This is a genomic window from Microbacterium yannicii PS01 (assembly GCF_000304335.1).
Lineage (GTDB): Bacteria > Actinomycetota > Actinomycetes > Actinomycetales > Microbacteriaceae > Microbacterium > Microbacterium yannicii_A.
Window position 1 is genome coordinate 73,016 of record NZ_CAJF01000013.1, and the last position, 26,490, is coordinate 99,505.

General features: G+C 69.3%; 25 protein-coding genes. 13 read left to right on the forward strand and 12 right to left on the reverse strand.

What is annotated here, in order from left to right:
- Nucleotides 1-39: 39 nt before the first annotated feature.
- Entirely contained in the window at nt 40-2,013 is a 1,974-nt protein-coding gene (locus WYM_RS09450) for a glycosyltransferase (RefSeq protein ID WP_019180590.1), read from the reverse strand.
- Between the two features lie 139 nt (nt 2,014-2,152).
- Here WYM_RS09450 and WYM_RS09455 point away from each other — a divergent pair, with 139 nt between their 5' ends.
- Both WYM_RS09455 and WYM_RS09460 read left to right on the forward strand, forming a co-directional pair.
- Nucleotides 2,153-2,752 carry a DedA family protein gene (locus WYM_RS09455; RefSeq protein ID WP_026059700.1) on the forward strand — a complete coding sequence of 200 codons (600 nt, stop codon included), beginning with the start codon at nt 2,153-2,155 and terminating at the stop codon, nt 2,750-2,752.
- Between the two features lie 37 nt (nt 2,753-2,789).
- On the forward strand, nt 2,790-3,599 hold the full coding sequence (locus WYM_RS09460; RefSeq protein ID WP_019180592.1) for a DNA/RNA non-specific endonuclease: 810 nt from the start codon (nt 2,790-2,792) through the stop codon (nt 3,597-3,599).
- 81 nt (nt 3,600-3,680) lie between these two features.
- Here the strand turns inward: WYM_RS09460 and WYM_RS09465 are convergent, their stop codons facing one another.
- The 4 genes from WYM_RS09465 to WYM_RS09480 form a co-directional block, all read right to left on the reverse strand.
- The gene (locus tag WYM_RS09465) at nt 3,681-4,346 is read right to left on the reverse strand and encodes an FMN reductase (RefSeq protein WP_019180593.1); all 666 of its coding nucleotides are present in this window, start codon (nt 4,344-4,346) and stop codon (nt 3,681-3,683) included.
- 1 nt (nt 4,347) lies between these two features.
- On the reverse strand, nt 4,348-5,571 hold the full coding sequence (locus WYM_RS09470; protein WP_157525054.1) for an LLM class flavin-dependent oxidoreductase: 1,224 nt from the start codon (nt 5,569-5,571) through the stop codon (nt 4,348-4,350).
- Between the two features lie 151 nt (nt 5,572-5,722).
- Nucleotides 5,723-7,477, reverse strand: coding sequence for an alpha-glucosidase (locus WYM_RS09475; protein WP_051008108.1), 1,755 nt, complete (start codon nt 7,475-7,477; stop codon nt 5,723-5,725).
- Between the two features lie 35 nt (nt 7,478-7,512).
- Nucleotides 7,513-8,628, reverse strand: a complete 1,116-nt coding sequence (locus WYM_RS09480) for an ROK family transcriptional regulator (protein ID WP_019180596.1) — start codon at nt 8,626-8,628, stop codon at nt 7,513-7,515.
- Between the two features lie 113 nt (nt 8,629-8,741).
- On the opposite strand from WYM_RS09480, the gene WYM_RS09485 reads away from it, so the two are divergent.
- Genes WYM_RS09485 through WYM_RS09500 form a run of 4 tightly spaced genes read left to right on the forward strand, consistent with a single transcriptional unit; the run spans nt 8,742 to nt 14,092 of the window.
- Entirely contained in the window at nt 8,742-10,922 is a 2,181-nt protein-coding gene (locus WYM_RS09485; RefSeq protein ID WP_019180597.1) for an alpha-galactosidase, read from the forward strand.
- Between the two features lie 32 nt (nt 10,923-10,954).
- On the forward strand, nt 10,955-12,238 hold the full coding sequence (locus WYM_RS09490; protein WP_019180598.1) for an ABC transporter substrate-binding protein: 1,284 nt from the start codon (nt 10,955-10,957) through the stop codon (nt 12,236-12,238).
- Between the two features lies 1 nt (nt 12,239).
- Nucleotides 12,240-13,178, forward strand: coding sequence for a carbohydrate ABC transporter permease (locus tag WYM_RS09495; RefSeq protein WP_019180599.1), 939 nt, complete (start codon nt 12,240-12,242; stop codon nt 13,176-13,178).
- Nucleotides 13,178-14,092 carry a carbohydrate ABC transporter permease gene (locus WYM_RS09500; RefSeq protein ID WP_019180600.1) on the forward strand — a complete coding sequence of 305 codons (915 nt, stop codon included), beginning with the start codon at nt 13,178-13,180 and terminating at the stop codon, nt 14,090-14,092. Before WYM_RS09495 ends, WYM_RS09500 begins: the two co-directional genes overlap by 1 nt.
- Nucleotides 14,093-14,096: 4 nt before the next feature.
- On the opposite strand, the gene WYM_RS09505 is transcribed toward WYM_RS09500, so the two are convergent.
- Nucleotides 14,097-14,984, reverse strand: a complete 888-nt coding sequence (locus WYM_RS09505; protein WP_019180601.1) for an alpha/beta fold hydrolase — start codon at nt 14,982-14,984, stop codon at nt 14,097-14,099.
- A 48-nt stretch (nt 14,985-15,032) separates the two neighbouring features.
- Here WYM_RS09505 and WYM_RS19815 point away from each other — a divergent pair, with 48 nt between their 5' ends.
- The 4 genes from WYM_RS19815 to surE all read left to right on the forward strand — a co-directional run bounded on the left by WYM_RS19815 (nt 15,033) and on the right by surE (nt 19,258).
- Complete coding sequence (locus WYM_RS19815) at nt 15,033-16,220, forward strand: acyltransferase family protein (RefSeq protein WP_019180602.1); 1,188 nt, start codon at nt 15,033-15,035, stop codon at nt 16,218-16,220.
- A 177-nt stretch (nt 16,221-16,397) separates the two neighbouring features.
- The gene (locus tag WYM_RS09515; protein WP_019180603.1) at nt 16,398-17,438 is read left to right on the forward strand and encodes an isopenicillin N synthase family dioxygenase; all 1,041 of its coding nucleotides are present in this window, start codon (nt 16,398-16,400) and stop codon (nt 17,436-17,438) included.
- Nucleotides 17,439-17,447: 9 nt separating this feature from the next.
- Entirely contained in the window at nt 17,448-18,512 is a 1,065-nt protein-coding gene (locus WYM_RS09520) for a 1-phosphofructokinase family hexose kinase (RefSeq protein ID WP_272943140.1), read from the forward strand.
- Nucleotides 18,512-19,258, forward strand: coding sequence for a 5'/3'-nucleotidase SurE (gene surE, locus WYM_RS09525; RefSeq protein WP_019180605.1), 747 nt, complete (start codon nt 18,512-18,514; stop codon nt 19,256-19,258). The genes WYM_RS09520 and surE overlap by 1 nt, the downstream gene beginning before the upstream one ends.
- A 109-nt stretch (nt 19,259-19,367) precedes the next feature.
- Here the strand turns inward: surE and rpsO are convergent, their stop codons facing one another.
- The gene (rpsO, locus tag WYM_RS09530) at nt 19,368-19,637 is read right to left on the reverse strand and encodes a 30S ribosomal protein S15 (protein ID WP_019180606.1); all 270 of its coding nucleotides are present in this window, start codon (nt 19,635-19,637) and stop codon (nt 19,368-19,370) included.
- A 211-nt stretch (nt 19,638-19,848) separates the two neighbouring features.
- On the opposite strand from rpsO, the gene WYM_RS19820 reads away from it, so the two are divergent.
- Nucleotides 19,849-20,871: a DMT family transporter gene (locus WYM_RS19820; protein ID WP_237739371.1), complete on the forward strand. Its 1,023-nt coding sequence runs from the start codon at nt 19,849-19,851 to the stop codon at nt 20,869-20,871.
- Here WYM_RS19820 and WYM_RS09540 read toward each other — a convergent pair whose 3' ends face one another.
- On the reverse strand, nt 20,872-21,438 hold the full coding sequence (locus WYM_RS09540; protein WP_019180608.1) for a YceI family protein: 567 nt from the start codon (nt 21,436-21,438) through the stop codon (nt 20,872-20,874).
- A 116-nt stretch (nt 21,439-21,554) separates the two neighbouring features.
- Entirely contained in the window at nt 21,555-22,505 is a 951-nt protein-coding gene (locus tag WYM_RS09545) for an AraC family transcriptional regulator (protein WP_026059702.1), read from the reverse strand.
- Nucleotides 22,506-22,615: 110 nt separating this feature from the next.
- On the opposite strand from WYM_RS09545, the gene WYM_RS09550 reads away from it, so the two are divergent.
- On the forward strand, nt 22,616-23,263 hold the full coding sequence (locus tag WYM_RS09550) for an NAD(P)-dependent oxidoreductase (protein ID WP_019180610.1): 648 nt from the start codon (nt 22,616-22,618) through the stop codon (nt 23,261-23,263).
- A gap of 67 nt (nt 23,264-23,330) precedes the next feature.
- On the opposite strand, the gene WYM_RS09555 is transcribed toward WYM_RS09550, so the two are convergent.
- Both WYM_RS09555 and WYM_RS09560 read right to left on the reverse strand, forming a co-directional pair.
- On the reverse strand, nt 23,331-23,699 hold the full coding sequence (locus WYM_RS09555) for an FKBP-type peptidyl-prolyl cis-trans isomerase (protein WP_019180611.1): 369 nt from the start codon (nt 23,697-23,699) through the stop codon (nt 23,331-23,333).
- Between the two features lie 196 nt (nt 23,700-23,895).
- Nucleotides 23,896-25,122, reverse strand: coding sequence for a PrsW family intramembrane metalloprotease (locus tag WYM_RS09560; RefSeq protein WP_019180612.1), 1,227 nt, complete (start codon nt 25,120-25,122; stop codon nt 23,896-23,898).
- A 107-nt stretch (nt 25,123-25,229) separates the two neighbouring features.
- Here WYM_RS09560 and WYM_RS09565 point away from each other — a divergent pair, with 107 nt between their 5' ends.
- Complete coding sequence (locus WYM_RS09565; RefSeq protein WP_019180613.1) at nt 25,230-26,093, forward strand: fumarylacetoacetate hydrolase family protein; 864 nt, start codon at nt 25,230-25,232, stop codon at nt 26,091-26,093.
- 67 nt (nt 26,094-26,160) lie between these two features.
- Here the strand turns inward: WYM_RS09565 and WYM_RS21940 are convergent.
- The coding region (locus WYM_RS21940; protein ID WP_019180614.1) for a DUF4190 domain-containing protein at nt 26,161-26,490 on the reverse strand (330 nt) is incomplete at its 5' end.

A 26,490-nucleotide genomic window follows, 5' to 3' on the forward strand; every position in this document is an offset into this window, starting at 1 on the left:
CGGGCTGAAGCGACCCGGGTACCGCTCGAGCCCGACGGGCTATGTCGTCGGAGCGGTATCGCGGACGTCGCCGCGCCGCGGGATGAGGACGTAGTCGGTGTGCTTCGCCGTACGGCCATCGCCGGCCGTCCGCCCCCGCAGCCGGCGCCACACCCACGGCAGCGCGTCGCGCCCGAGCCAGGACCCCGGCATCGTCGGGTCGTCGTCGGCGTGGAGCGCGGCGTCGAGCTCGCCGAGCGCCTCCGCATCGGGCACGCCGAGCGCCTCCGCGGCCCGATACGCCAAGTAGCGGTGGCCGCGGGAGCGCAGGTGGACCTTGTCCTCCGCCCACAGGTCCAGGTCGCCGATCGCCGGCAGCGCCTCGAGGTCGAGGAGGATCGCACCGGTCGCGTCGGACACGCGGCGCAGCTCCGAGGCGAACGCCGCGAATCTGCGCGCGAAGATCATCGCCGCGCGGCGTCGCGGGAGGAAGGGCGTCACCAGCAGCACGTCGGCGCCCGCGTCGCGCAGTGCCCGCACCGCCGTCTCGAGCTCGCCGGCGAGCCGGCGGGGGTCCGCACCGCGGCCGACGAGGTCGTTGGCGCCCATGAAGACCGACACCAGGTCCGGACGGAGCGCGAGGGCGTGCGGCAGCTGATCATCGAGCAGATGGCGGATCCGCCGGCTGCGGACGGCGAGGTTGGCGTAACGGAACGGCGGACGATCCGTCCCCGCGTGCGCCAGCAGCTGCGCCAGGCGATCGGCCCAGCCGCGGTACTGCCCCGACGGCATGCGTGAGGCGTCGCACAGCCCCTCCGTCAGCGAGTCGCCGAGCGCGACGTACCGCGACCAACCGCGCGGTGCACCGGCGAGCGCCGCAGGCGCCGCCGGCCGGGTCGCGCCCCGCAGCAGCAGCGCGTCGTCGATGGGACGCAGCGTCCGCGCCTCCTGGTAGTGCTCGACCAGGCGCCGGCACAGCGCATCCCACGTCCGCTCGCGGACGGATTCGCGCGCCGCCGCCGCGAACGCGCGACGCTTGCCGTCATCACCCGCGAGATCGGTCACCCGCGCGCGCAGGTCGCGCAGGTCTCCCGGCCGATACAGCCATCCGTCCACGCTGGAGCGGACGAGATCGACGGGCCCTCCGGTGCCGGTCGCGACCACCGGCACGCCGCTGGCGAGGGCCTCCTGGATCGTCTGGCCGAAGGTCTCGCTCTCACCCGGGTGCACGAAGACGTCGAAGCTCGCGAGCGTGCGAGCGAGGTCTGTCCCGCCGAGGTGACCGGTGAAGTGCGCACCCGGGAGCGAACGCTCGAGTGCGGGACGCGCCGGGCCATCGCCGACGACGACGAGACGGGTGCCGGGAATGCCGCCGAGCGCCGCGAGATCCTCGACCTGCTTCTCGGGGGCCAGACGCCCTACGTAGCCGACGATCGTCTCGCCCGGCGCCACGCGTGCGCGCCACAGCTCGTCGCGCCGGTGCGGCGCGAAGCGCTCCGAGTCGACGCCGCGCCCCCAGCGGCGCAGGCGGTCGACGCCGAGCAGCTCGAGCTGTCGCTCCGATGCGCTGGACGGCGCCAGGGTGAGCGTGGCGCGGCGGTGGAGCCGGGCGACGTGGCGTCCGACGAGGGCGGAGGCCTGCGGCATCCCGTACTTCTCGGCATAGGCGGCGACATCGGTCTGATAGACGGCGACGGCCGGGACCCGCAGGGCGTCGGCGGCGGCGAGGCCCTGCCAGCCGAGCACGAACGGAGACGCCAGGTGCACGACGTCGGGGCGGAACTCCCGGAGGATCGCAGAGAGCCGGGCCGCCCGCGCGAAGACCACGCGCACGTCGGGATATGACGGCAGCGGCACCGAGCGCAGCAGCTCGGTGCGCGCGCCGTGCAGATCGGCGGTGATCTCGCCCGCACGAGGCGCGATCACCAGTGTCTCGTGACCCTCGGCCGCGAGGTGACGCAGGACGTGGAGCACAGAGCCTGTGACCCCGTTCATGTGGGGCAGGAACGATTCGGCGAGCAGTGCGACTCTCACGACTCCAGGGTGACCGGAAGGACGAGGCCGGATGCCGCGAACGGGCGCCCGCCGGAAAGTGTTCACCCGATGCACCGCCGGAGGTCACCGGACGTGCGCCGTTCGGTCGCCGTTCACCGGCGACGACTACGAAGGAGCCGTGATCGAGGAGCTGCTGACCCACGTCGCGCACAGCCCGTGGGCGCTGCCGCTGCTCTTCCTTCTCGTTCTCGGTGACGCCTTCCTCGTGCTCGTGCCGGGCGAGGCGGCGGTCACCGCCTTCGGAGCCCTGGCGGTGTCGACGGGCCAGCCGAACCCTGTCACGGTGGTGGCGGTGGCCACCGTGGCGGCTGTGATGGGCGACGCGGCGTGCTATCTGATCGGGCGGACGGTAGGTCTCGAGCGCTGGCGCTGGATGCGCACCCGGCGCGTGCGCGCGGCCTTCGCGTGGTCGCACGCGCGGCTGCAGCGGCGGGCGGCGCTGGTGCTCTTCACCGCGCGCTTCATCCCGTTCGCGCGGCTGGCGGTCAACCTGACCGCCGGAGCGACGCGGATCGCGGCACCCCGCTACCTCACGATCGCCGGACTCGCCGCGCTGGCATGGGCGCTGTATCAAGCACTCATCGGCGCCGTCGTGGCCGCGGTCGTCCCCGGCGGGCCGGTCGTCGCGGTCGTGGTCTCCGTGGCGCTGGCCCTGGCGGTCGGGCTCGCCATCGACGCGGTGCTCGCGCGGCGCCTGCGCGGGACGCGGGCCGAATGACACTGCGCATGTCGGCCGGGACCCGCAGGATGAGAAGGTGACGCACGACACGAGCGGCTACGACCCGCACTTCCTCCCGGTTCCCGTTCCGCTTCCCCGGCCTCTCGGAGACGATGTCGTGCGCGAGCTCGCCTACCCGCGCTTCACCGTGCTGATGGATCCGGTGCGGCGCCTCGCCGCCGTCACGGCCGTCAACATCGACGGCGGGTCGCTGCGCGATCTACCGCGCACCGGTGAGTGGCGGCTCGATCCTCGTATCGACGCCCAAGAGCAGGCGGGTCCGGACCTGTACGCGCGCAACGACCTCGACCGAGGGCACTTGGTCCGTCGGCGCGACCCGGGCTGGGGCGACGTCGACGAGGCCCGCCGCGCGACCGAGGCCACCTTCTTCTACACGAACGCCGCCCCGCAGGCGAGCTCGTTCAATCAGTCCGAAGAGTTGTGGCTCGGCCTCGAGGACCATGTGCTCGCGTACGCGGACGCGACGGATCAGCGCGTCAGCGTCTTCACCGCGCCGGTGCTCGACCCGGGGGATCCTGAGTACCGCGGCATCGGCATCCCGCGTCGGTTCTTCAAGGTCGTGGTCTGGGCGGCGGCGAGCGGGCGGCTCGAGGCGGCGGGATTCGTGCTCGACCAGTCCGAGCTCATCGACGTGAGCGAGGGGGCGCTCGCGGTCGCGCGGCTCGGCAGCTTCCGCACCTTCCAGGTGCCGATCGGCGACATCGAGACCCTGGCCGGCATCGACCTCGATCCGCTCGCCGAGGCCGACGTGCTCGCCGCCGCGGGCGCCCGCGGCGGAAGGGACTGGCGCCCGCTCCGAACCGTGGAGGACGTGCAGCTCGGCTGAGCACCTCTCCCATCTTTCCTCACGGAAGATCCGGCCCCCGCGAAGGATCCTCTCGGACCTTCGCGGGGGCCGCCCGGAGGGCTACTCGCCCGCGAGTCCGCCGAGCAGGTGCCCGAACGAGCGCCCCTCGCCGAGATAGCTCGCCGGGTCGAAGGGGTCGAGGTCCTCTTCGGGCTGCCGTCGCGCGATCGCCTCCGCGAGCTCACGCGCACCTCGCTCGATGCGTTCGCCGAGGGGCGCGACCTGATCGCCCGCGGCACCCCAGTCGCTCGATGCCGCGAACACGCCCGTCGAGACGGGCTCGGCGTGAAGGTATGCGAACAGGGGCCTGATGGCGTAGTCGATCGCAAGCGAGTGCCGGGCGGTCCCGGCGTTCGCGCCGATGAGCACCGGCTTGCCGGTGAGCGCATCCGGGTCGAGCACGTCGATGAACGACTTGAACAGTCCCGAGTAGCTCGTGGAGAAGATCGGCGTGACAGCGATCACGGCATCCGCCGACACCACCGTGTTGATCATCGACTCCAGCGCCGGCGGCGCGAACCCGGTGAGCAGGTTGTTGGTGATGTCGTGCGCGTAGTCGCGCAGCTCGAACACGTCGATGTCCGCCTGGATGTCGCGCGTGGCGAGCTGCTTCGCCGCGGCTGAGGCGAGCCGGTCGGCGAGCATGCGGGTCGAGGACGGGTTCGACAGCCCCGCCGAGACGACCGCGATGCGGCGCGCTGCCGCGCGAGCGCCCGTGGTGTCCATCTCAGGCTCCCTTCCGGCCGAGGCCGAACGCGGCGCCCGCGGAAGCGCCTGCGGCTGAGCTCGTCTCGAGAGCGGCGTCGCGGTAGGGGCTGTCGCCCACGAGGTTGTCGCCGCGGTTGGCTCCGGGAACGGCCTGGCGCGGGGCCTGGTCGCCGTACGCCGCCTGCACGCGGTTCGCGTGGGTCGGGGCATCCGGAACCTCCGCGGAGCGGTTCTGCTGCAGTTCGCGGCGCAGCACCGGCACCACCTCGCCGCCCAGGATGTCGAGCTGCTCGAGCACCGTCTTCAGCGGCAGTCCGGCGTGGTCGATCAGGAAGAGCTGGCGCTGGTAGTCGCCGTACGTCTCGCGCATCGCGGCGTAGCGGTCGATCACCTGCTGCGGCGAGCCCACGGTCAGCGGCGTCATCTCGCTGAAGTCCTCGAGAGAGGGTCCGTGGCCGTAGACGGGCGCGTTGTCGAAGTAGGGGCGGAACTCGCGGACCGCGTCCTGCGAGTTCGCGCTCATGAAGACCTGGCCCCCGAGGCCGACGATCGCCTGCTCGGGCGTGCCGTGACCGTAGTGCGCGTACCGCTGCCGGTACAGCGTGATCAGCCGCTGATAGTGCTCCTTCGGCCAGAAGATGTTGTTCGCGAAGAAGCCGTCCCCGTAGTACGCGGCCTGCTCTGCGATCTCGGGCGTACGGATGGAGCCGTGCCAGACGAACGGCGCGACGCCGTCGAGCGGGCGCGGCGTCGAGGTGAAGCCCTGCAGCGGCGTGCGGAACTGCCCTTCCCAGTCGACCACGTCCTCCCGCCAGAGGCGGTGCAGCAGGTTGTAGTTCTCGATCGCCAGGGGCAGCCCCTGACGGATGTCCTTGCCGAACCACGGGTAGACCGGGCCGGTGTTGCCGCGGCCGAGCATGAGGTCGGCGCGTCCGCCCGACAGGTGCTGCAGCATCGCGTAGTCCTCGGCGATGCGCACCGGGTCGTTCGTCGTGATGAGGGTGGTCGCCGTCGAGACGATCAGACGCTCGGTCTGCGCGGCGATGTAAGCGAGGGTCGTCGTCGGTGACGACGACCAGAACGGCGGATTGTGGTGCTCCCCCAACGCGAAGACGTCGAGTCCGACCTCTTCGGCGTGCGTGGCGACGGTCACGGCATTGCGGATCTTCTCCGCCTCACTGGGTGTGGTTCCGGTGGTCGGGTCCTCGGTGATGTCGCTCACCGTGAAGATGCCGAACTGCATTCCGGTCCACGTGGTGCTCTCGCTCACGATGCTTCTCCGCTCCTTCGCCGTGCGGGTTCCCCGTCGCGGTCGATCTATGCAACTGAATGTATCGAGTGCAACGTGTCGGCGCCAATGTTATTCCCGGCCGTGCCTCGGACCGCCTCGGCGCTCACCGTGCCGCGCGCAGCACCACGGCCTCCCACGGTCGCAGCACCAGCTCCGCCTCCTCGACACGGGGTGCGTCGTCGTAGTTGCCGATGACCCGGCCCGCCGTCGCAGGGTCGACGCCTTCGACACCGATGCGCTGCGGCTCCCCCGAGAAGTTCCCGGCCACGAAGAGCGTCGGCCCGCCTCCGGACCTGGTGAAGGCGTACACATGGGGATGCTCGGGTGCCACGAGCGAGAAGTCGCCGAGCCGCACCACCGGATCCTCGTGACGCAGCGCGATCAGCCGCCGGTAGTGATGGAAGACGGATGCCGGATCCCGGCACTCGACCTCGGCATTGACGGTCACATGGTTGGGGTTCACCGCGAGCCACGGCTCTCCGGTCGTGAAGCCCGCCGAGGCGGTGTCATCCCACTGCACCGGAGTGCGCGCGTTGTCGCGGCTGCCGAACGCGAGCGCCTCGACCAGCTGGTCGTCCGTCAGGCGACCGTGCGCGCGGGCCTCGGCCGCGTAGCGCAGCGACTCGATGTCGCGATACTCGGCGAGCGCGGCGAAGTGCGCGTTCGTCATCCCGAGCTCCTCCCCCTGATAGACGTAGGGGGTCCCGCGGTGCAGATGAAGGACGGTGGCCAGCATGGTCGCAGACTCACGGCGGTACGCACCGTCGTCACCGAAGCGCGACACGATGCGTGGCTGGTCGTGGTTGCACCAGTACAGCGCGTTCCATCCGGCATCCTTCAGCCCGGTCTGCCAGCGGGCCAGGGTCGCCTTGAGCTCGCGAAGATCCAGCGGCCGTCGATCGAACCTGCCACCCGGACCGTGGTCCAGCCCGACGTGCTCGAACGTGAACACCATGTCGAGCTCGCCGCGCGCCGGATCGGTGAACAGACGTCCATCCTCGACGGTGGCGCCCGGGGTCTCGCCGACCAGGAGCAGCGCTTCGCGCCGCCCCTCGAACACCTCTCGGTGCATCTCCTGCAGGTATTCGTGCAGGCGCGGACCGTTGGCCGTCAGCGGCCACGCATCGCCGTACAGGCCGTCCTTCACGACGCCGTCAGCAAGAGCGCCGCCGTCCGCCATGGTCTTGGAGATGAGGTTGATGACATCCATCCGGAAGCCGTCGATCCCGCGGTCCAGCCACCAGCGCATCATCTCGTAGACGGCATCGCGGACCGCCGGATTCTCCCAGTTCAGGTCGGGCTGCTTCCTGCTGAACAGATGCAGATAGTACTCGCCGGTGCCGGGATCCAGCTCCCACGTCGATCCGGAGAAGTAGGACGCCCAGTTGGTCGGCTCGGCTCCGGGCTCGCCCGCCGCGAAGCCGGGACGGGGCGGTCGCCACCAGTACCAGTCCCGCTTCGGACTGTCTGTCGAAGCACGCGACTCCATGAACCACGTGTGCTCGTCGCTGGTGTGGTTCACGACGAGGTCCATCACCACTCGGATGCCGCGGGAATGGAGAGCCTGGACGACCTCGTCGAGATCCGCGAGGCTCCCGAAGATCGGGTCCACATCGCGATAGTCGCTGATGTCGTAGCCGTTGTCATCCTGCGGGCTGCGGTACACCGGGGAGAACCACACCACGTCGACGCCGAGCTCCGCGAGGTGATCGATGCGCTGCAGAACGCCGCGCAGGTCGCCGATGCCGTCGCCGTCGGAGTCCTGGAACGAACGCGGGTAGATCTGGTAGACCACCGCGCTCGTCCACCACGCGGGAGCCTCGTGATCAGCGATCACAACAGGGAATTCCTCGGCCATCAGCCCTCCGGTTCTCATGTGTCGTCCACCCCGACTCAGGTCAGGCGGATCCGGTCCATCGCCGCCTGGATCGCCACGGCGGCGGCACCGCGGGCCCACGCCAGGAAGCCTGACTCGTCGACGTACAGCCGCACAGCCTCGGCGCGCGGATCCCGCTCGGCGGAGATGACCTCACGAATGCGGTCCTCGGCGATCGCGAACAGCCCCAGTCCTTCGCCCGCCAAGACGATCGAGGACTGGAGGGTCAGATTCGCCGCCAGCACGATGAGCCGCCCGAGCGCAGCGGCGGCGGAGTCGACCACCGCGACCGCGGCGGGCGCCCCCTCGCGGGCGAGCGAGAGCACCTCGTCGTAAGCGACCGGTCGCTGCAGCGCGCCCGAGACCTGCGCCGCCATCGATCCGGCGGTGAGCATGGCCTGCGAGCACCCCCGATGGCCCTCGACGCACAGCGGCCCGGCGGGGCTGAGCGGGATGTGACCCCCCATGCCGATGCCGGCGTCGGGAGTGCGGACGACCTCGCCTCCGATGACGAGGGCGTAGCCGACCCCGGCTCCGATGGTGATCACGACGAAGCCGTCCTTGCCCCGGCCGAGGCCGAACCATCGCTCCGCTTCGGCGAGGGCGATGAGGTCGTTCTCGAGCGAGACCGGCCCGCCGACCTCGCGCTCGAGAAGCGCACCGAACGGGACATCGCGCCAGCCGAGGAACGGCGCGTACTCCACGACGCCATCCCGGACCGCTCCTCCGAGCCCGACACCGGTTCCCGAGAGTCCGGTCGGCGCGAGCGCGCGGACCATGCGCGCGACCTGTCGGGCCACCTGCTCCGGGTCGGTGTCGATGAGCGGCTGAGAGTCCTCCGCAAGGACCTCCGCGCGCACTCCGGTGACGATCGCGTGCACCGTCTCGCCGGTGATCTTCACCCCCGCGAATCTTCCGATCTGCGGCGCGACGTCGAGAGGGCGCACCGGACGGCCGACGGTGCCGTCGGCGCTGTCGTCCAGCTCGATGAGGAGACCCCGATCGAGGAAGGGCTTCGCGAGCCGGGTGAGACTGGCCGGCGAAAGTCCCAGTCGCGTCGTCAGCGCGCTGCGCGAGATCGGCCCGTGGATGAGGACGGCGCGTGCGAGCGCTCGTTCGCTGGTGGTCAGCACGTCATCGTCCTCCCGTTGGTTCCATCATGACACGAATCGGCATTATTCTCCGCGCCGTTCAACGAAATCAACCCCCTTGTCGCTCCTATTAATTCCATGCTAGAACTATCCGCATGTCGATCATCGAGGCCGAGACCGACGCCGAGAAGGCACCGTCCGCGCATCCCGGCACGTCCCACGACGTGCGCATTCTTCACCTCCGTCGTGGAGGCACGAGCGTCGTCGTCGACCTGTCGGCAGCCCCGGCTCCGGCCATCGTCCACTGGGGCGAGGAGCTCCCGGAGGAGACTCCGACCTCGCTCGCGGGGCTCGCCGTCGCCGCCCGTGCTCAGCGGGTGTCCGGCGGCCTGGACTCGACCCCGGCTCTGTCCGTGCTTCCGGTCGGATCGGACGGCTGGTTCGGCACACCGGCGCTGGAAGGACACCGGAACGGCCGCGCGTTCAGCACGCGATTCGACCTTGCCGGGGTCCACGCCGACGACCACTCCGCCGTGCTCTCACTGACCGATCCGGAGGCGCAGCTGACGGTGCGCCTCGAGCTGCGACTCGGGCCCGCAGGGCTGTTCCACCAGCGAGCGGAGGTGCGCAACACCGGCGACACTCCGTACACGCTGCAGTCGCTGCTGAGCACCTTCCCCGTGCCGTGGGATGCCGAGGAACTGCTCGACACGACCGGACACCACCTGCGGGAGCGCGCACCGCAGCGTCGGGCGTTCACCATCGGGAGCCACGTGCGAGAGAGCCGTCGCGGTCGGCCTGGTGCGGACGCGACCGTGCTTCTGGCCGCCGGCCGCCCGGGCTTCGGCTTCGAGACGGGAAGGGTGCACGGCATCCACGTCGCGTGGAGCGGCAATCACCGCGTCCTGGCGGAGCGCACCGTCACCGGCGATGCGCTGCTCGCCGGCGGCGAGCTGCTGCTTCCTGGTGAAGCGGTGCTGCAGGCGGGGGCGGCGCTGACAAGCCCCTGGGTCATCGGGTCGTGGGGTGACGGATTGAACGATCTGTCGCATCGCTTCCACTCCGAGTGGCGCGGGCGTCCACAGCACCCGCGCCGGCCCCGCCCCATCACGCTGAACACGTGGGAAGCGGTGTACTTCGATCACTCCTTGGAGCGCTTGCGCGCCCTGGCGGACGCGGCGGCCGAGGTGGGTGTCGAGCGCTTCGTGCTCGACGACGGGTGGTTCCATGGGCGACGGGACGACAGCGCCGGGCTCGGCGACTGGCGCGTCGACTCGAGCATCTGGCCGGACGGCCTCCATCCGCTCATCGACCACGTCCGCGCCCACGGCATGGAGTTCGGCCTCTGGGTCGAGCCGGAGATGGCGAATCCCGACAGCGACCTTGCTCGGGCACACCCGGACTGGATCCTCCAAGGACGCACGACGCAGCCTCCCTCGGCGCGCCAGCAGCAGGTCGTCGACCTCGCGAATCCTGATGCCTATGCCCATATCTCCTCTCATCTGCATGCGCTGCTGAAGGAGTACCCCATCGCGTACCTCAAGTGGGATCACAACCGCGATCTGGTCGACCCCGGCGGTGGACCGGGGGCCGAGGCGCGCGTGCGGGCTCATACGCTGGCGGTCTACCGGCTCATCGACGAACTGAAAGCAGCTCACCCGGAACTCGAGATCGAGAGCTGCGCCTCGGGCGGCGCACGGGTGGACCTGGGCATCCTGGACCGCACAGACCGGATCTGGACGAGCGACAGCCTCGACCCTCTCGAGCGTCTCGACAATCAGCGCTACACGGGACTGGTGGTGCCGCCGGAGATGATGGGCACGCACCTCACCAGTCCGACGGTGCACTCGTCCCAGCGCACCGTCACATTGGGGCTGAGCGCCGCCGTCGCCCTGCTCGGGCACTTCGGCATCGAGTGGGACCTCACATCCGTGGATGGCGCCGCCCGCGAGAGGATCGCAGGCTGGGTGGCGCTCGCGCGGCGGATCCGTGGCCTCGTCGCCACCGGGCGCGTCGTGCATGTCGACGGCACCGAGGACGGGATGGACGTCCGCGGGATCGTCGCGGAGGACGCAGCATCCGCGCTCTTCACGGTCACGCAGGTCACGACGACCGCGGCTCATCCGCCGGGACGTGTGCGGCTCCCCGGGCTCGAACCGCACCGTGCCTACCGGGTCCACGTGATCGCGAACGACTCGGGTCCGGGGCAGTCCCCCCTGGAGTGGGCCGCGACCGACGTCGTCATGACCGGGCGTGCGCTGGCCGTCTCCGGACTCCGGCCGCCTGTGCAGTACCCCCAGCAGTCCACCGTCCTGGAAATCAGCGCGGAGCACTGAAGCTCTGTCGCGACGCGCGAGGAGGCGCATCGATGAGACCATCCCATTCACGGACCGCACGGGCGGTCGCCGGCGTCGCCCTCGCCGGCATCGCCGTCGCCCTCGGAGGGTGTGCGAGCGAACCCGGCGGCGTGACGACCCTCAACTTCTTCCAATTCAAGGGCGAGGCGCTCGCGGACTTCGACGAGATCATCACGGAGTTCGAGGCCGAGAATCCCGACATCCGGGTCGTGCAGAACCAGGTGGCCGATGCCGACACCCTCATTCGCACGCTCCTGGTGAAGGACCGCGTCCCCGACGTCATCACTCTGAACGCGAACGGGAACTTCGGCCGGCTCGCGCAGGCCGGCGTCTTCCACGACTTCTCGGACGAGCCGGTGCTGGAGACCATCAATCCCGCTGTGCAGGAGATCCTGGCCGAGCTCGGGACCTACGACGACGAGGTCAACGGCCTCGGGTATGTCAACAACGCGGACGGGGTCATCTACAACCAGGAGATCTTCGAGCAGCAGGGACTCGAGGTCCCCGAGACCTGGGACGAGTTCATCGCCGTGTGCGACGCCCTCGAGGCTGCCGGGATCCAGCCCTTCTTCGGCACGCTCGGCGACAACTGGACCGGGATCCCCTCGTGGAACGCGCTCGGGGCCTACGCCGTGCAGGACGGATTCTTCGACAAGATGCGCGAGCAGGGCGAGGACATCGGCAGCGACTCGGAGGTGTCGTTCCAGAAGAACTTCCCCGAGGTGATGGAGCGGCAGTCGCAGCTCTTCTCGTACATGCAGGACGGCTACCGCGGACGCACCTACGACGACGGCAATGCAGCCTTCGCCAATGGCGAGGCGGCCATGCTGCTGCAGGGCATCTGGGCCACCAATCCGATCCGACAGGTGAATCCCGACATCCGGATGGGGATCTTCCCGTATCCGACCGACGAGGCCGAGGAGCGCCTGCTGGTCTCGGGCGTGGACGTGGTGTTCACCATGGGCAAGGACAGTCCCCAGGAAGACGCTGCGATGCGCTTCATCGACTTCGCCTTCCAGCCCGAGATCGTAGAGCGCTTCGCGGCGTCCCAGAACATGGTGCCTTCGGTGGAAGGCGCGGAGCTCAGCGACGACCCGGCGCTCCAGTCGGTCAAGCCGTTCTTCGACGAGGGACGGATCACGGGGTTCGTCGATCACCAGATCCCGCCGAGCATCCCGCTGAACGCCATCGATCAGCAGTTCCTCTTCGACGGCGACGTCGAGGCAGCCCTTCGAACGCTCGACAGCGAGTGGCGCAAAGTCGCCGCGCGCACGATCCCCGTGACGGGAGACTGATATGGCCATCACCACCGACTCCGCACGCGCCGGATCGGCGCCGGAGGCGGGCGCTGCCGTCGCCCCTCGCGAGCGCGCACCGCGCAAGCTCGCCTCCAGCGCCTATTACTGGATGGTGTGGCCCGCGGTTATCGCGTTCGCCGCCTTCCACACGCTACCGGTGATCGTCGGCATCTTCTTCAGCTTCACCAACTACGCCGGGTACGGGACGTGGAACCTCGTCGGACTGTCGAACTACATCAACCTCTTCCGCGACGATCGCGTCCTCCAGGCCTACGGCTTCTCGTTCCTGTTCGCCCTCGTCGCGACGATCCTGACGAACGCGTTCTCGCTGGCGATCGCGCTGGGGCTGAACGCGAAGATCAAAGCGCGCAACTTCTGGCGCGGGGTCTATTTCGTGCCGTACATCCTCGCCATCCTCGTCATCGGCTACGTGTTCCAGTTCCTGTTCGCCAACTCGCTGCCGAAGATCCTCTCCGGCATCCCGCTCTTCCGCGACAACATCCTCACCAACGAGACGTGGGCGTGGACGGCGATCGTCGCGCTCGCGGTATGGCAGGCCTGCGCCTTCGCGATCATCATCTATCTGTCGGGCCTGCAGACGATTCCCGGAGAGCTTTACGAGGCCGCGGCGATCGACGGCGCGAAACCGTGGCGGCAGTTCCGGTCGATCACCTTCCCGCTCATCAGCGCCTTCTTCACGATCAACGTGGTGCTGAGCCTGAAGAGCTTCCTGCAGGTCTTCGACCCGATCGTGGCGCTCACCAACGGCGGGCCGGGAACGGCCACCGAATCGGTCACGCTCCTGATCTTCCGCGGCGGATTCACCGGCGGTGAATTCGCCTATCAGACCGCCAACGCGGTGATCTTCTTCATCGTCATCACCGTGGTCTCGCTCTTCCAATTCCGGGTCCTTCAGCGCAGAGAGGCCGACTTCTGATGACCACCACCACCAACACCCCGGCACAGCTCGAGAGCGACGCGGGTGCCCTCGATCATCGGTCACCGCGGAAGCGGTCGAGCGTCGACGACGACACGCGCAGGACGAACTGGTTCGCCACGGCGCTCATCGCCGTGTGCTCTTTGACGATCCTGATCCCGCTCTACCTCGCGGTCGTCGTCGCGCTCAAGACGCCCGACCAGCTCACACAGGGCACGGGCTTCGAACTGCCGAACCCGATCCGCTGGGAGAATTTCGCCGACGCCTGGGAGCGGACGAGCTTTCCGCAGGCGCTGGCCAACACCGCGTTCATCACGGTCGGCTCGGTGATCTTCACGCTGCTCACGAGCTCGATCGTGGCGTACGCTCTCGCGAGGAACATCCATCGCCCGTTCTTCAAGGGGGTGTTCTTCTATCTGCTGGCGGCGCTGTTCATCCCCTTCCCCATCATCATGCTTCCACTCGTGAAGCAGACGTCGATCCTCGGTATGGACAACCAGGTGGGGCTGATCGTGCTCTACACGATCTACGGGCTCTCGCTGAACATCTTCATCTACACCGCGTACATCCGATCGATCCCGATCGAGCTGGAGGAGGCTGCTCGGGTCGACGGCGCCTCGACGTGGCGCGTGTTCTGGCAGGTCATCTTCCCGCTGCTGATGCCGATGAACGCCACCGTGGGGATCCTGACGTGCGTGTGGGCATGGAACGACTTCATCATGCCGCTGGTGGTGCTCACCGACCCCGCAGCCCGCACACTCCCGCTGGCGCAGTACGTGTTCCAGGGGCAGTTCAACACCGACTACACGGTCGCGTTCGCGTCGTACCTCATGGCGATGGCACCGCTGCTCATCGTCTACATCTTCTCGCAGCGGTGGGTGATCTCGGGGGTGACCCGCGGCTCCATCAAGTGAGTGCCTACTCCGCCTGCGCGAAGACGGCGAGCATGTCGCGGACGAGCTGGTGCGGAGCGGTCTCGCACGGACTGTGGCCGGTGGCGTAGAGGGCGAGGCGCGCCGAGATGCGTCTCGCGTACGCGGCGTACTGCTCGGCGGGCCACAGGTCGTGCGCGCCGACGGCGACGAGTTTCGGGATTTCCGCGGCGCGCACCGCGCTCGTGACGTCGGGCATCGCCATCATGAGACGGACGATGTCGTCGACGCTGGACCGCCTGGTCAGCCCGAACCTCTCGCGAACGAAGGCCAGCCGGCGCGGCGGGACGCCGTTGAGGTTGTTGCGGATGCCCCAGATCAGGAGCGCAGCGCCCTGCTTCGGCGACGCGAGGCCGCTGAAACGGCCGATGCGCTTCACGCCGCGGAAGACCTGACCGGTGGCGGGTGGGGTCGACAGCAGCGTGAGGCTCGCGAAGAGCTCGGGGCGCTCGGTCAGCGCGAGCTGGGCCACGAGACCGGCGAAGGAGTACCCGAGGACGTGAGCGGGCGTCGTCCCCGACTCGAGGACGGCGAACAGATCGTCGAGGAACAGGCGGTAGTCGTACCGCGCACGGGACGGGCGGAGGTTCTCGGGGCCTGCGCCCGCGGATTCGTACTGACCGGCCAGATCGAACGCCTCCACGCGGTACCCGGCATCCGCCAGGAGCGGGAGCATGAGCGCGAAGTCCTCTTTCGATCCCGTGACGCCGGGCATCAGAACGACGCGGCCCTTCTCGGCGCTGCCGAGTGACACCCGGGCGAGGCCGCCGCTGGGCGCGGGAAAGACATCGCGCACGGTTTCTGGAGGTGAAGCGCGCCAGTCGAGGTCGGGGATGGCCCGGTCGCGCTCCCGCGCATCGTCGATCGTCGTCATCGCGCCGAAGAGACTACCGCTCGGGCGCAGGATAAGGTGGCACCGGTCATGACCGAGTCAGCGATGCCCGCCGCGGCGGCCCCTCTGCCCTCGCCCGCAACGGGCGGCGTCGCCCGTGCCCGCCGCCGCGTGCCGTTCTGGGACAACGCCCGATTCGCGTGCATCGTGCTCGTGGTCCTCGGCCATGCCGTGCAGCGCCTGACTTACGACTCCGACATCGCTTTGGGCCTGTACCTCCTGGTGTACGCGTTCCACATGCCGGCTTTCGCCATCATCTCGGGCTACTTCTCGAAATCCGACGCGCCGACACGCACGCAGATGGCGCGAGTCGTCACCGACATCCTGCTGCCGTACGTGATCTTCGAGGGGCTGTGGTCGCTGACCAAGCTGCTGGTCGAGGGGCAGGCCAGCGCGAACCTCACCGAGCCCTCGTGGACGCTGTGGTTCCTGCTCGCGCTCGGGATCTTCCGCCTGACGCTGCCCTATCTGGCTCTTCTGCGCTGGCCGCTGCTGTGGACGGTCGCGATCTCGATCGGCGCCGGCTACGTGCCGAACATCGACTCCACCTTCTCGCTGTCGCGCACACTCGGCCTGCTGCCGTTCTTCGCACTCGGCTGGTGGCTGCGCGAACACGACATCGTGGCGCGCTTCCGACTGCTCGCCCGCCGTCCGTGGTGGCTGCTGGTCTGCGGGTTCGCCGTCTTCGCCGTCGCGGGGTGGGCGGCGTGGTTCTTCGTCGACGGCTGGCGCGACATGAACCTGCGGGAGTGGCTGTTCTACGACGAGAACTACGCGGCGATCGGCGGAACCCAATGGTGGGCGGGTGGCGTGAGGCTGGCACTCATGGCGGTCGCCATCATCCTGTCCGCCGCGTTCTTCGCCCTTCTGCCCCGTGACTCGCACTGGTGGACTCACTTCGGCCAGTACACGATGTATGTGTATCTGCTGCACTCGTTCGTGCTGTACCCGTTCCGCGAGAACGGCCTGCTGCGCAATGCCGAGCCGACATGGATCTGGCTGCCGCTGGTCATCGTCGGGTCGGTGCTCATCGCTCTGGGACTCGCGACAAAGCCCGTGCGCCGGGTGTTCCGTCCGCTCATCGAGCCGCGGCCGTCCTGGCTCTTCGCCGACCCCACACTGGCACGCCGCGAGGGGCATCGCAGCGACCCGACAGGTTCCCGACGGCCACGCGAGGTCGCACGGATGCCGCGGGCCGACCCTCGACAGAACGGCTGAGGTCCGGTCGGTCAGCGCGCCGCACGGGTGTACACGTCGGCCAGGTGCAGCAGGTACGAAGGCCCCCATTATTCGCGGCGAGGATCTGCTGAGCTCTAGCCGAGCAGCGAGCACCGGGCGGCGGTAACCCGAGGCAACAATGGACAGTGGTCGGCGGCATCCGCCTACTCTCGGGGCATGACCGAGCTCACCCTGCCGATCCTCGATCTCTCCCGGCTCGACGAGGGGCCTGACGCCGCCGCCGCGTTCCGCGACGACCTGCGTGCCGCCACTCACGACGTCGGGTTCTTCTACCTCACCGGCACCGGCATCCCACCCGAGCTGGAAGCCCGCCTGCACCGTGCCGCCCGCGACTTCTTCGCTCTGCCGGAGGCCGACAAGCTCGCGATCGAGAACACTCGGAGCCCGCACTTCCGGGGGTACACCCGCGTGGGCGGCGAGCGCACCCAGGGCAGGATCGACTGGCGCGAGCAGATCGACATCGGACCCGAGCGTGACGCGGTCACCGACCCCGACGCGCCCGACTTCGCCCGCCTCATCGGCCCGAATCTGTGGCCGGCCGCGCAGCCGGAGCTGCGGGAGGTCGTGTCGGAATGGCACGACCACCTGTCGGGTGTGGCACGCCGACTGCTGCGCGCCTGGGCACTGTCGCTCGGCGCTGCCGAGAGCTACTTCGACGAGCACTTCGGCGAACCCTCGACGCTCATCAAGATCGTGCGCTATCCCGGCAAGGAGGATCCGATCCCCCAGCAAGGCGTCGGCGCCCACAAGGACTCCGGCGTGCTGACGCTGCTGTGGGTGGAGCCCGGGAAGGGCGGTCTTCAGGTCGAGCGCAAGGACGCGGTCACAGGAGAGGAGCACTGGGTGAACGCGCCCCCGGCGCCGGGAGCGTTCGTCGTCAACATCGGCGAGCTGCTGGAGTACGCGACGCAGGGGTACCTGATCGCGACGAAGCACCGTGTGATCTCGCCGGCGTTCCCCGACGACCGCATCTCGGTGCCGTTCTTCTTCAATCCGGCGCTCGACAAGCGGCTGCCCCTCATCGAACTGCCCGCGGAGCTCGCGGCGCAGGCACGCGGCGTGACCCAGGACCCCGCCAACCCGATCCATGCGCTGTACGGCGAGAACGCCCTCAAGTCACGGCTGCGGGCGCACCCTGACGTCGCCGGCATCCATCACGCCGACCTTCTCGCGGCGCGAGCGGGCAGAGCGACCTGAGTCTCAAAGATGCCGCCCGCTTCAGCGCAAGGGGTCGCGTCCACGGCGTGTCACTCTTACGGTGAGGGAATGAGCGACGTCACGATTTTCGCGCCCTCGCCCACGCTCACCGTTACCGTGGAGGAGCACGGCGCGGAGCCCGACATCCATGTCCACGCCGGTGGGCAGGGCGTCTGGCAGGCGCGCATGCTGCTGCGACTGGGCGTTTCCGTGACGATGTGCTGCGCGCTCACCGGAGAGATCGGACGAATGCTGCGTCACCTGCTCGAGGACGAGGGGGTGACCGTCACGGGCGTGGATCGGCCCGGCAAGGGGTCCGCCTACGTGCACGACCGCCGCGGCGGCGACCGACGCATCGTCGTCGAGACCGAGGGCGAGCCGCTCGCACGCCACGATCTCGACGAGCTCTACGGGGTCACACTCAGGGAGGGGCTTGCCTCGGGGCTCGTGATCCTGAGTGGTCCGGCCGGCGAGGAGGCCCTGCCCGCCGACACGTATAGGCGGCTTGCCACCGATCTGCGCGAGGGGGGTGCGAAAGTCGTCGTCGACCTGGCCAGCGACCGGCTCGACGCAGCGCTCGATGGCGGTGTCGACGTGCTCAAGGTGAGCGACGCAGAGCTTGCGGACGACGCTCTGCTCTCGGGCGACTCTCCTGCCGACATCATGGCGGCCATGCGTGCGCTGCACCAGCGGGGCGCCGATGCGGTGATCGTGTCGCGGTTTCCCGAGCCTATGCTGCTGCTCGACCGCGACGGTTTCCTCGAGATCACGTCGCCGAGCATGCAGGTCGCCGACACACGGGGCGCGGGCGACTCGCTGACCGCGGGCGTCGCAGCCGGCATGGCGCGCGGCGAGAGCGTGCGCGAGTCGATCAAGACCGGCGCCGCAGCCGGTGCCCTCAACGTCACGCGGCACGGCCTGGGCACCGGAGACCCCGGAGCCATCGCACGGCTGCGCGAGAGCGTGACCGTGCGGGAGATCATCGACGATTCCGCCGCCAGCATAGATCAGCCGGTCACGGGGCACGTCAGTCCCGACGGCCTCGCGGCGCTCGCCGATCGGGAGACGGACTGATGACGCGCGTGCTGGTCACGAACGACGACGGCATCGACGCGCCGGGGCTGCACGTCCTTGCCCGACACGCGGTGGAGGCGGGATTGGAGGTGACCGTCGCCGCCCCGGCGCGGCAGTCCAGCGGCGCCAGCGCGTCGATCATCGCGGCCGAGGAAGACGGCCGCATAGCAATGGAGCAGCGAGAACTCCCCGGCCTGAATGGCGTTCCTGCTTACGCCGTCCGGGGAGGGCCGGGCCTCATCGCCCTGATCGCCGCGCACGGCGCGTTCGGCGCTCCCGCCGAGCTCGTTCTCTCGGGCGTCAACCATGGCGCCAACGTCGGTCGAGCGATCCTGCACTCCGGCACCGTCGGCGCAGCGCTCACCGGCGGTCTCAATGGCGCCTGGGGCGTGGCAGTCTCCCTCGATGTCGGTATGAATCCCACGGAGTTCCACTGGGAGGCCGGAGCCGCGGCAGCACTCGGCATCCTGCCGTTCCTCCTCGAGCGACCGCGGGGCACCGTCGTCAACGTCAACGCGCCGAATGCGGCCAGCAACCGTGGGACCGTCGAAGCCTCACTGGCGCCCTTCGGGATCGTTCAGACGACCCTCTCCGAGCGCGGCGCCGGGCATATTCGACTCGCGGTCGAGGATCTGCCGAACACACCGGAGCCGGGCAGCGACGCCGCACTCCTCGCCGACGGCTGGGTGACCCTCACCGGTCTCGACCCGGTGTCGCATGTGCCGCTCGGGTTCACCGGGAACTGAACGGTGCTCTCGGAGCTCACCGAGCTCGGACTGAGACGACGAGAGCCGCCCCACACCGTGGGGCGGCTCTCAAGAAGTTCTCTGCGCGATTGAACGCTGGCGCGATGCCTTAGCGGCGAAGTCCGAGACGCTCGATCAGCGAGCGGTAGCGCGCGATGTCGATGTCCTGGAGGTAGCCGAGCAGACGACGGCGCTGACCCACCATCAAGAACAGACCACGACGTGAGTGGTGGTCGTGCTTGTGCTCCTTGAGGTGCTCGGTGAGGTCCTTGATGCGCTGCGTCAGCATCGCGACCTGCACCTCGGGGGATCCGGTGTCACCGGGGTGCGTCGCGTACTCTTCGATGATCGCCTTCTTAGCGTCAGATTCGAGTGGCATAGATGGGATCCCCTTTCTGCTCATTGCGCGGTGCCCGACGCCTGATGCGCGAGCTCTCTTTATCCGCGGCCGATCAAACGGCAACCTCAAGAGTCTACCAGTCGCGGAGAGGAGGGGGCGAACCGTAGCCCGACGGTCGTGGTTCGGCGGATTTCGGACGGGGCATCCCGCCGGCGCTGTCGACGTCGGGAGCCGGGCGTAGAGTCGCCGCGTGTCCACCACTCCCCTCGCCCAGAACCCCACGGACGCTGTGCCGTCGCAGCTGTCGGTAGCTGTGCAGTTCGTGCTCTGCGGGCTGATCTGGGGTTCCAGCTTCCTCTTCATGAAGGTGGCACTGGAGGGCATCTCGCCGGCACAGGTGGCCTGGTCGCGGCTGATCCTCGGCGCTCTGGTGCTCGGCTTGTTCGTCACCTTCCGGCGTGAGCGGCTCCCGCGCCGCCTCCGCATCTGGGGTCATATGACGGTGCTCGCGGTGACCTTCTGCGTCGTGCCGTTCCTGCTCTTCTCGTGGGCGCAGCAGCACGTCACCTCGGGACTGGCGAGCATCTACAACGCCACGACGCCCATCATGACCGCGATCATGGCCGCCCTGGTGCTGCGGGTCGAGAAGCTGAAGGGCCTGCAGATCGCCGGGATCGGACTGGGCATCGTGGGCGTGGTCGTGATCATCGGACCATGGCAGGGCCTGGATCTCTCGCAGAGCCTGATCGCACAGCTGGCGATCCTGGGGGCGACCGCGTGCTACGGCTTCAGCCTCGCCTACATGCGACGGTTCGTGTCGAACACCGGCATGAGCGCCCTCATGTTCTCGTTCCTCAACATCGGGCTCGCGGCGGCGATCATGGCTCTCCTGACGCCCGTGCTCGTGCTCGAGCCGGTGCGGCTGGATCCCTGGATCATCGTGAGCGTCGTGCTGCTCGGCTGCCTCGGCACCGGCATCGCCTACATCTGGAACCAGAACACCGTGCGCGCCTGGGGCCCGACCCGCGCTTCGACGGTCACTTACATCACCCCGCTCGTCGGCGTGGTGCTCGGCGTCGTGATCCTCGGCGAGCGGCTCAGCTGGAACGAGCCGGCCGGCGCTCTCGTGGTCTTCCTCGGCATCCTGCTGGCGCAGGACCGGCTGCGCCTGCGTCGCCGCGCCCGTCACGCCGAAGGGGCGGATGCCCCGGCTGCTGCTTCCCGCACTCGAGAAGCGGCCGTGCCGCGCGCATCCGCCCCTTCCGGGCGCTGATCAGTCCTGCTGCAGCGCACCCTGCAGCTCGAGGGTGATGGTGATGTCCTTGCCGACCAGCACGCCACCGGTCTCGAGGGCGGCGTTCCACGTGAGGCCGAACTCCTCGCGGTTGACGACGGCCTTGGCGGTGGCGCCGGCCTTGTAGTTGCCCCACGGGTCGACGCCGAAGCCGCCGAACTCGAAGTCGAAGGTGACCGGCTTGGTGACGCCGCGGATCGTGAGGTCGCCGTCGACGAGGAAGTCGCCGTCCTGGATGCGGGCACCGGTCGAGCGGAACTCCATCGTGGGGTGGTTCTCGACGTCGAAGAAGTCGGCGGAGCGCAGGTGGTTGTCGCGACCGTCGTCCTTGGTGTCGACCGAGGCCACATCGACGCTCGCCTCCACCTTCGCATCGAGCGGGTTGGCCGGAGCCACCAGAGTCGCGCTCTTCATGCCGAACGTGCCGCGCACCTTCGAGATCATCATGTGGCGCACGCTGAACGTCACCTCGCTGTGCGAGGGGTCGAGGATCCAGGTGCCGGTCTTGTAGCCGGGAACGTCGAGGGTGGTCGCGGTGTCGGTCATGCTTCTCGTCCTTCGTGTGGGGATCGTCGCAGGTGTGCGACGGGGCATGACATGTCCAACACCGCCTCGAGCGGGATCTATTCCCGTGAATATGAATTTCTTTCGCGGTGCCGTGCTCACGCTGCGAGAGCCCGCCGGACTCTGCCGGGGGTCTGCCCGGTCGTCCGCGAGAACGCCCGGCTGAAGGCTGCCTCCGACCCATACCCGTGCGCCGCCGCGACCACGGCCACGCTCTCCCCCGCCGCCAGCATCGCGCGCGCGGCGCGCATGCGGGTCGCGATGACGTACGACATCGCCGGCATCCCGACGACAGCGGTGAAGCGGGCGGCGAAGGCAGAGCGCGACATGGTGGCCCGACGCGCAAGCTCGACGAGGGTCCATGCGCGGCCCGGCTCCCGGTGGATCGCGGCAAGTGCGGCGCCCAGCTGCGGGTCGCGAAGCGCGGCGAGCCAGCCGGTGGCGGCGTCGGGCTCGTCGGCCAGCCACGCGCGCACGGTCTCGACCACGAGGACGTCCGCGAGTCGCGTGGCGACTGCCTCGCCGCCCGGTCGCGGATCGCGGAGCTCTCGAGTCAGGAGCGGCACGAGGGCGGCCATCACGGGATGCCGCCCCGAATCCACTCGGATGACGGATGGAAGGACCTCGAGCATGTCCTGTACCGCCGGCGAGTCGAACGCGACGACTCCGCACAGCATGGCCAGGGGCGCGTCACCGGCCTGCGGTCCGAGCCGGAGCACCGAGAACGCCTCGCCGAGCAGCGTCTGGGGCAGAAGATCGGCTCGCCCGAGGAGCGGAGCACCGGCGGAGGTCGCGACGCGGTGACCGATCCCCCGCGGTACCAGCGCGAGAGCGCCCGCGTCCAGACGCTGCGGCTCCTCGCCGTCGACCTCGAGGTACGCGGTGCCCCGCGCCACGATGTGGAAGCTCAGCGTGTCGGGAAACTGCGGCATCGACACCGCGGCTTCGCCGGCGGCCTCCGTCCAGGAGTAGAAGGCACCGCGCATCCGCAGCTGATATAGCGCCTGGGTCAGCGGATCAGCGCTCTCCCACGGCATCGGAGTTGCCACGAGGCCCCCTTGGACGATCGATCAAGAATGACGTATCTCTGACGATAGAACATCCCAGGGGTCGATGCCAGAGTCGAGGCATCCCTTCCCCACGATGAACGGAGCACACCATGAACATCCTCGTGATCGGAGCCACCGGCGGATCGGGCCGGGCCGTCTGCGACGCACTCCTCGAACGCGGCCATCGCGTGACGGCACTCGCCCGTCATGCGTCCGCGCTTCCGGCCCGCCCGGATCTGGAACAGGTCGACGGCGACGCGACCGACCGCGCGACGCTCGATGCCGTCCTCCCCGGGCACGACGCCGTGGTGGTCACCCTCGGGATCTCGGAGCCCGCCCTGCGCGTGCGGCTGCGCGGCGCCCAGGGCACTCCCGACGACGTGCGCTCCCGTGGCACCGGCGAACTCATCCGTGCGGCGCGCGCGGCCGGCGTCCGCCGCGTCGTCGTGCAGTCCTCGTACGGCGTAGGCCCCACGCGCGATCTGCTGCGGTTCATCGACCGGGCACTCTTCGCGCTCATGATCAAGCCGCAGATCTTCGACTCCGAGCTGCAGGAGAGCCTGCTGCGCGGGTCGGAGCTTGACTGGACGATCGTGCAGCCGGTCTACCTGACGGACGATCCCTCCACCGAGCACTTCACGTCGATCGACGGCAGCACCCGCGATCGAAAGGTCACGCGACGTGCGGTGGCGCAGGTGCACGCCGATCTCATCGAGCAGCGCACCCGCGTGGGCGAGACGGTATCGGTGTCGGGCTGAGCCGTCGGAACGACGAAGGGGACGGATGCCGTGAGCCACGGCATCCGCCCCCGAGAGGGCAGTCGGCTCAGCCGACCGCGATGAGGTCGATGATGAAGATCAGCGTCTTGCCGCCGAGGAAGTGACCGCCCGCGGGGCCGTAGGCCAGGTGCGGCGGGATCACGAGCTCGCGTCGCCCGCCGACCTTCATGCCCGGGATGCCGTCCTGCCATCCCTGGATGAGGCCGCGGAGCGGGAACTGGATGCTCTCGCCGCGGTTCCACGACGAGTCGAACTCCTCGCCGGTCTCGTACTCGACGCCCACGTAGTGGACGGTCACGGTGTCGCCGGGCTTCGCCTCGGCGCCCTCGCCCACGGTGATGTCGCGGATGACGAGGTCGGCGGGCGCCGGGCCCGCGGGTGCGTCGATCTCGGGCTTGGTGCGGTCGTCTGTCATGGAATCCATCCAAGCACGCCTCCCCCGAGAGCGCCTCGCGAGTTCGCCCAGAGGGGAAACCCGGCGCGGCGTCACGCGGAGCGGACCGGCCCCGAAACGGAACTCAGCGCTCGGTGCCGCGGCGATGCCTGCGTGTCAACCGAGCGCTGAGTTGGTCTGAAGCCAGGATGCCGACGGGTTCCAACGGTGTCAAGGGCTACGGAGCGAACATCGCGGCGCGGGCAGCGGCGGTCTTGGCGAGGAGCTCTCGCTCGTCGGCCGAGGCATGCGGGTCGCGTCCGGTGATGGCTCGCTGACGCGATGCGGCCAGCCCCGTCGCGTCCCGGATGAACCCCTTCATCAGACCGGTGCGGTCGCCGCTCAGCGTCTTCGCCCACGCCAGAGCGGCCTTCCGGCCCGCGGCGGTGGCGAGCATGTCGACCTCCTGCGGAGTGAACCATCCTGCCGCGGCGTAGTCCCCGAGGCGGCGACGCGTCAGCCTCGACTCCTCGCGTCGCAGAGCGATCACGCCCAGGATGAATCCCGCGAAGAGCGGCAGCTGGAGCGTCAGGTACAGGGCGAAGAAGTCGCCGAAGACGGCCGACCCGTTCCACAGGGCGTGCAGCGCGATCGCGCCGGCCACGCCGAGCAGCCAGGGCCCGATCGCCTGGCCGGGCGTCATCCCGCGCCGTGCGGCGAGACCGAGAGCGAAGCCCGTCACACTGGTGAACATCACGTGGGCGAACGGCGACAGGATGCCGCGGACGAAGAACGTGGCCGTCGTCTCGGCCGCTCCGCCCTCGATCATGGCCAGGGCGAAGTACTGGATGTTCTCGGTGAAGGCGAAGCCGGCCCCGATGAGACCGCCGTAGACGATGCCGTCCACGGGACCGTCGAAGGCGCGGCGTGCGGTCGCGAAGATGAGGAAGACGCCGATGCCCTTCGCGAACTCCTCGACGACCGGGGCCTGCACCACCGCCGAGAACGCCTGACGCAGCGTGCTGCCGTCGTTGCCTATCGCCAGCTCGATGAGCAGGTCGACGCCCAGCGCGATGCCGACGGACGCGACCGCGCCCCACGCGACGGCGAAGACCAGGAGCCCGCGCGGCTCAGGCTCCCAGCGGTCCACGATCCGCACGGCCAGCAGCACGCCGGCGAGCGGGATCAAGGCGAGGATCATGCCGATCAGCGATGCTCCGGGCCCGATGGCGTTGAGGAAGTAGCCCACCAGCCCTACGAGCACGAGCACGAGCAGGCCGACGATCCAGACGGGCGCCGTCCGCCCCGAGCGCGCAGAGACGGCGGCGACCGGCACCGGAGCAGGAGAAGTCACAGGCGGCGCGATCGTCGCCGGGACGGCGTGACGCGGCTGCGCCAGCGCCGAGTCGAACTGCGGAGGATTGAGCGAAGGCCGGGGCTGCACGGGGCCCTGATCATGCGTCATGGGGCAAGCCTAGGGCTGCAGACCGCGCACCCTGCGCGTGCGCGGGTCTCATCGCCGGAGAGCCGTTGCACGCCGCCGGCTCGGGAGCATCCCGGTAGGTTGGAGGGATGCGCTTCGCCCACGTCATACCCCCGGGAACGGACGATCCGCGGCTCATCCTGGTGGAGGGCGACGAGGCGATCTTCGTCGACGAGCTGTTCGACGGAGCGCCAACTGTGCTCGAGGATCTCATCGCTGGCGGCGACGAGCTGCTCGCGCGCGTGCGGGACGCGGCGACGCGGGGAACGCGGCATCCGCTTCAGGGCCAGCGTTACGCGTCCGCTCTGCTGACTCCCCCGGTCATCCTCGCGATCGGCCTGAACTACGCCGCGCACTCGAGCGAGCTCGGGCTGAAGACCGACTCCACGCCGACCGTCTTCGTGCTGTGGCCGAACTCGCTCGCGGGTCATGACGGCACCACGATCTGGCCCCGCACGCTCAGCGAGTCCGTCGACTACGAGGCCGAGCTCGGCGTCATCATCGGCACGCCCGCGAGGGACGTCTCCGCCGACGAGGCGCTCGACCATGTGTGGGGGTACACCGTGGTCAACGACATCACCGCGCGCGACATCCAGTACTCCGAGGCCCAGTGGTCGCGCTGCAAGTCCTTCGACGGGTTCACGCCGACCGGTCCGTTCGTCGTCACGGCGGACGAGGTCCCCGATCCGCAGGACCTGCACATCTGGACGGTCCTCGACGGACGCACGCTGCAGGATGCCTCGACGGGCCAGATGGTCCGCCCCGTTTCGACCCTGATCGCCCACCTCTCGAAGTCGGCGACGCTGCTGCCCGGAACGCTCATCTCCACCGGCAGTCCCGGCGGCGCGGGCTATTCGCGCGACCCTCAGGTGTTCCTGCGGGACCGGTCCACCGTCACCGTCGGGATCGACGGCATCGGGTCGCTCACCACGCACTGCCGCATCGTCGGCTGAGGCGGACGACAGGAACGCCGAAGGCGGACCCGCCGGAGCGGGCCCGCCTCGCGTGGAGTCCCTCAGATCAGGGGCAGGTGATCTCGGCGCCCGTGGTGGTCTCGTAGACCCCCGGCGGCAGGCCCTCGCACAGCCCCGCGATGGCGGCGGCGCCGAGCGCGATCAGCGAGATGATGACGATGATCGTGATGACGAACAGCACCGACCCGACGATGATCGCCGCGACGGCCCAGCCGTTCTTGTGCCCGGCCTTCTTGCTCTGCACGAGCGCAACGATCCCCAGGATCACGCCGATCAGCGAGGCGAAGAAGGCGACGACGAACGCGACGATGCCCAGCGTCTTGCCGGGAACCGGTGCAGCAGGGCTGCCGTAGCCGGGGGCCGGTGCCCGGGTAGG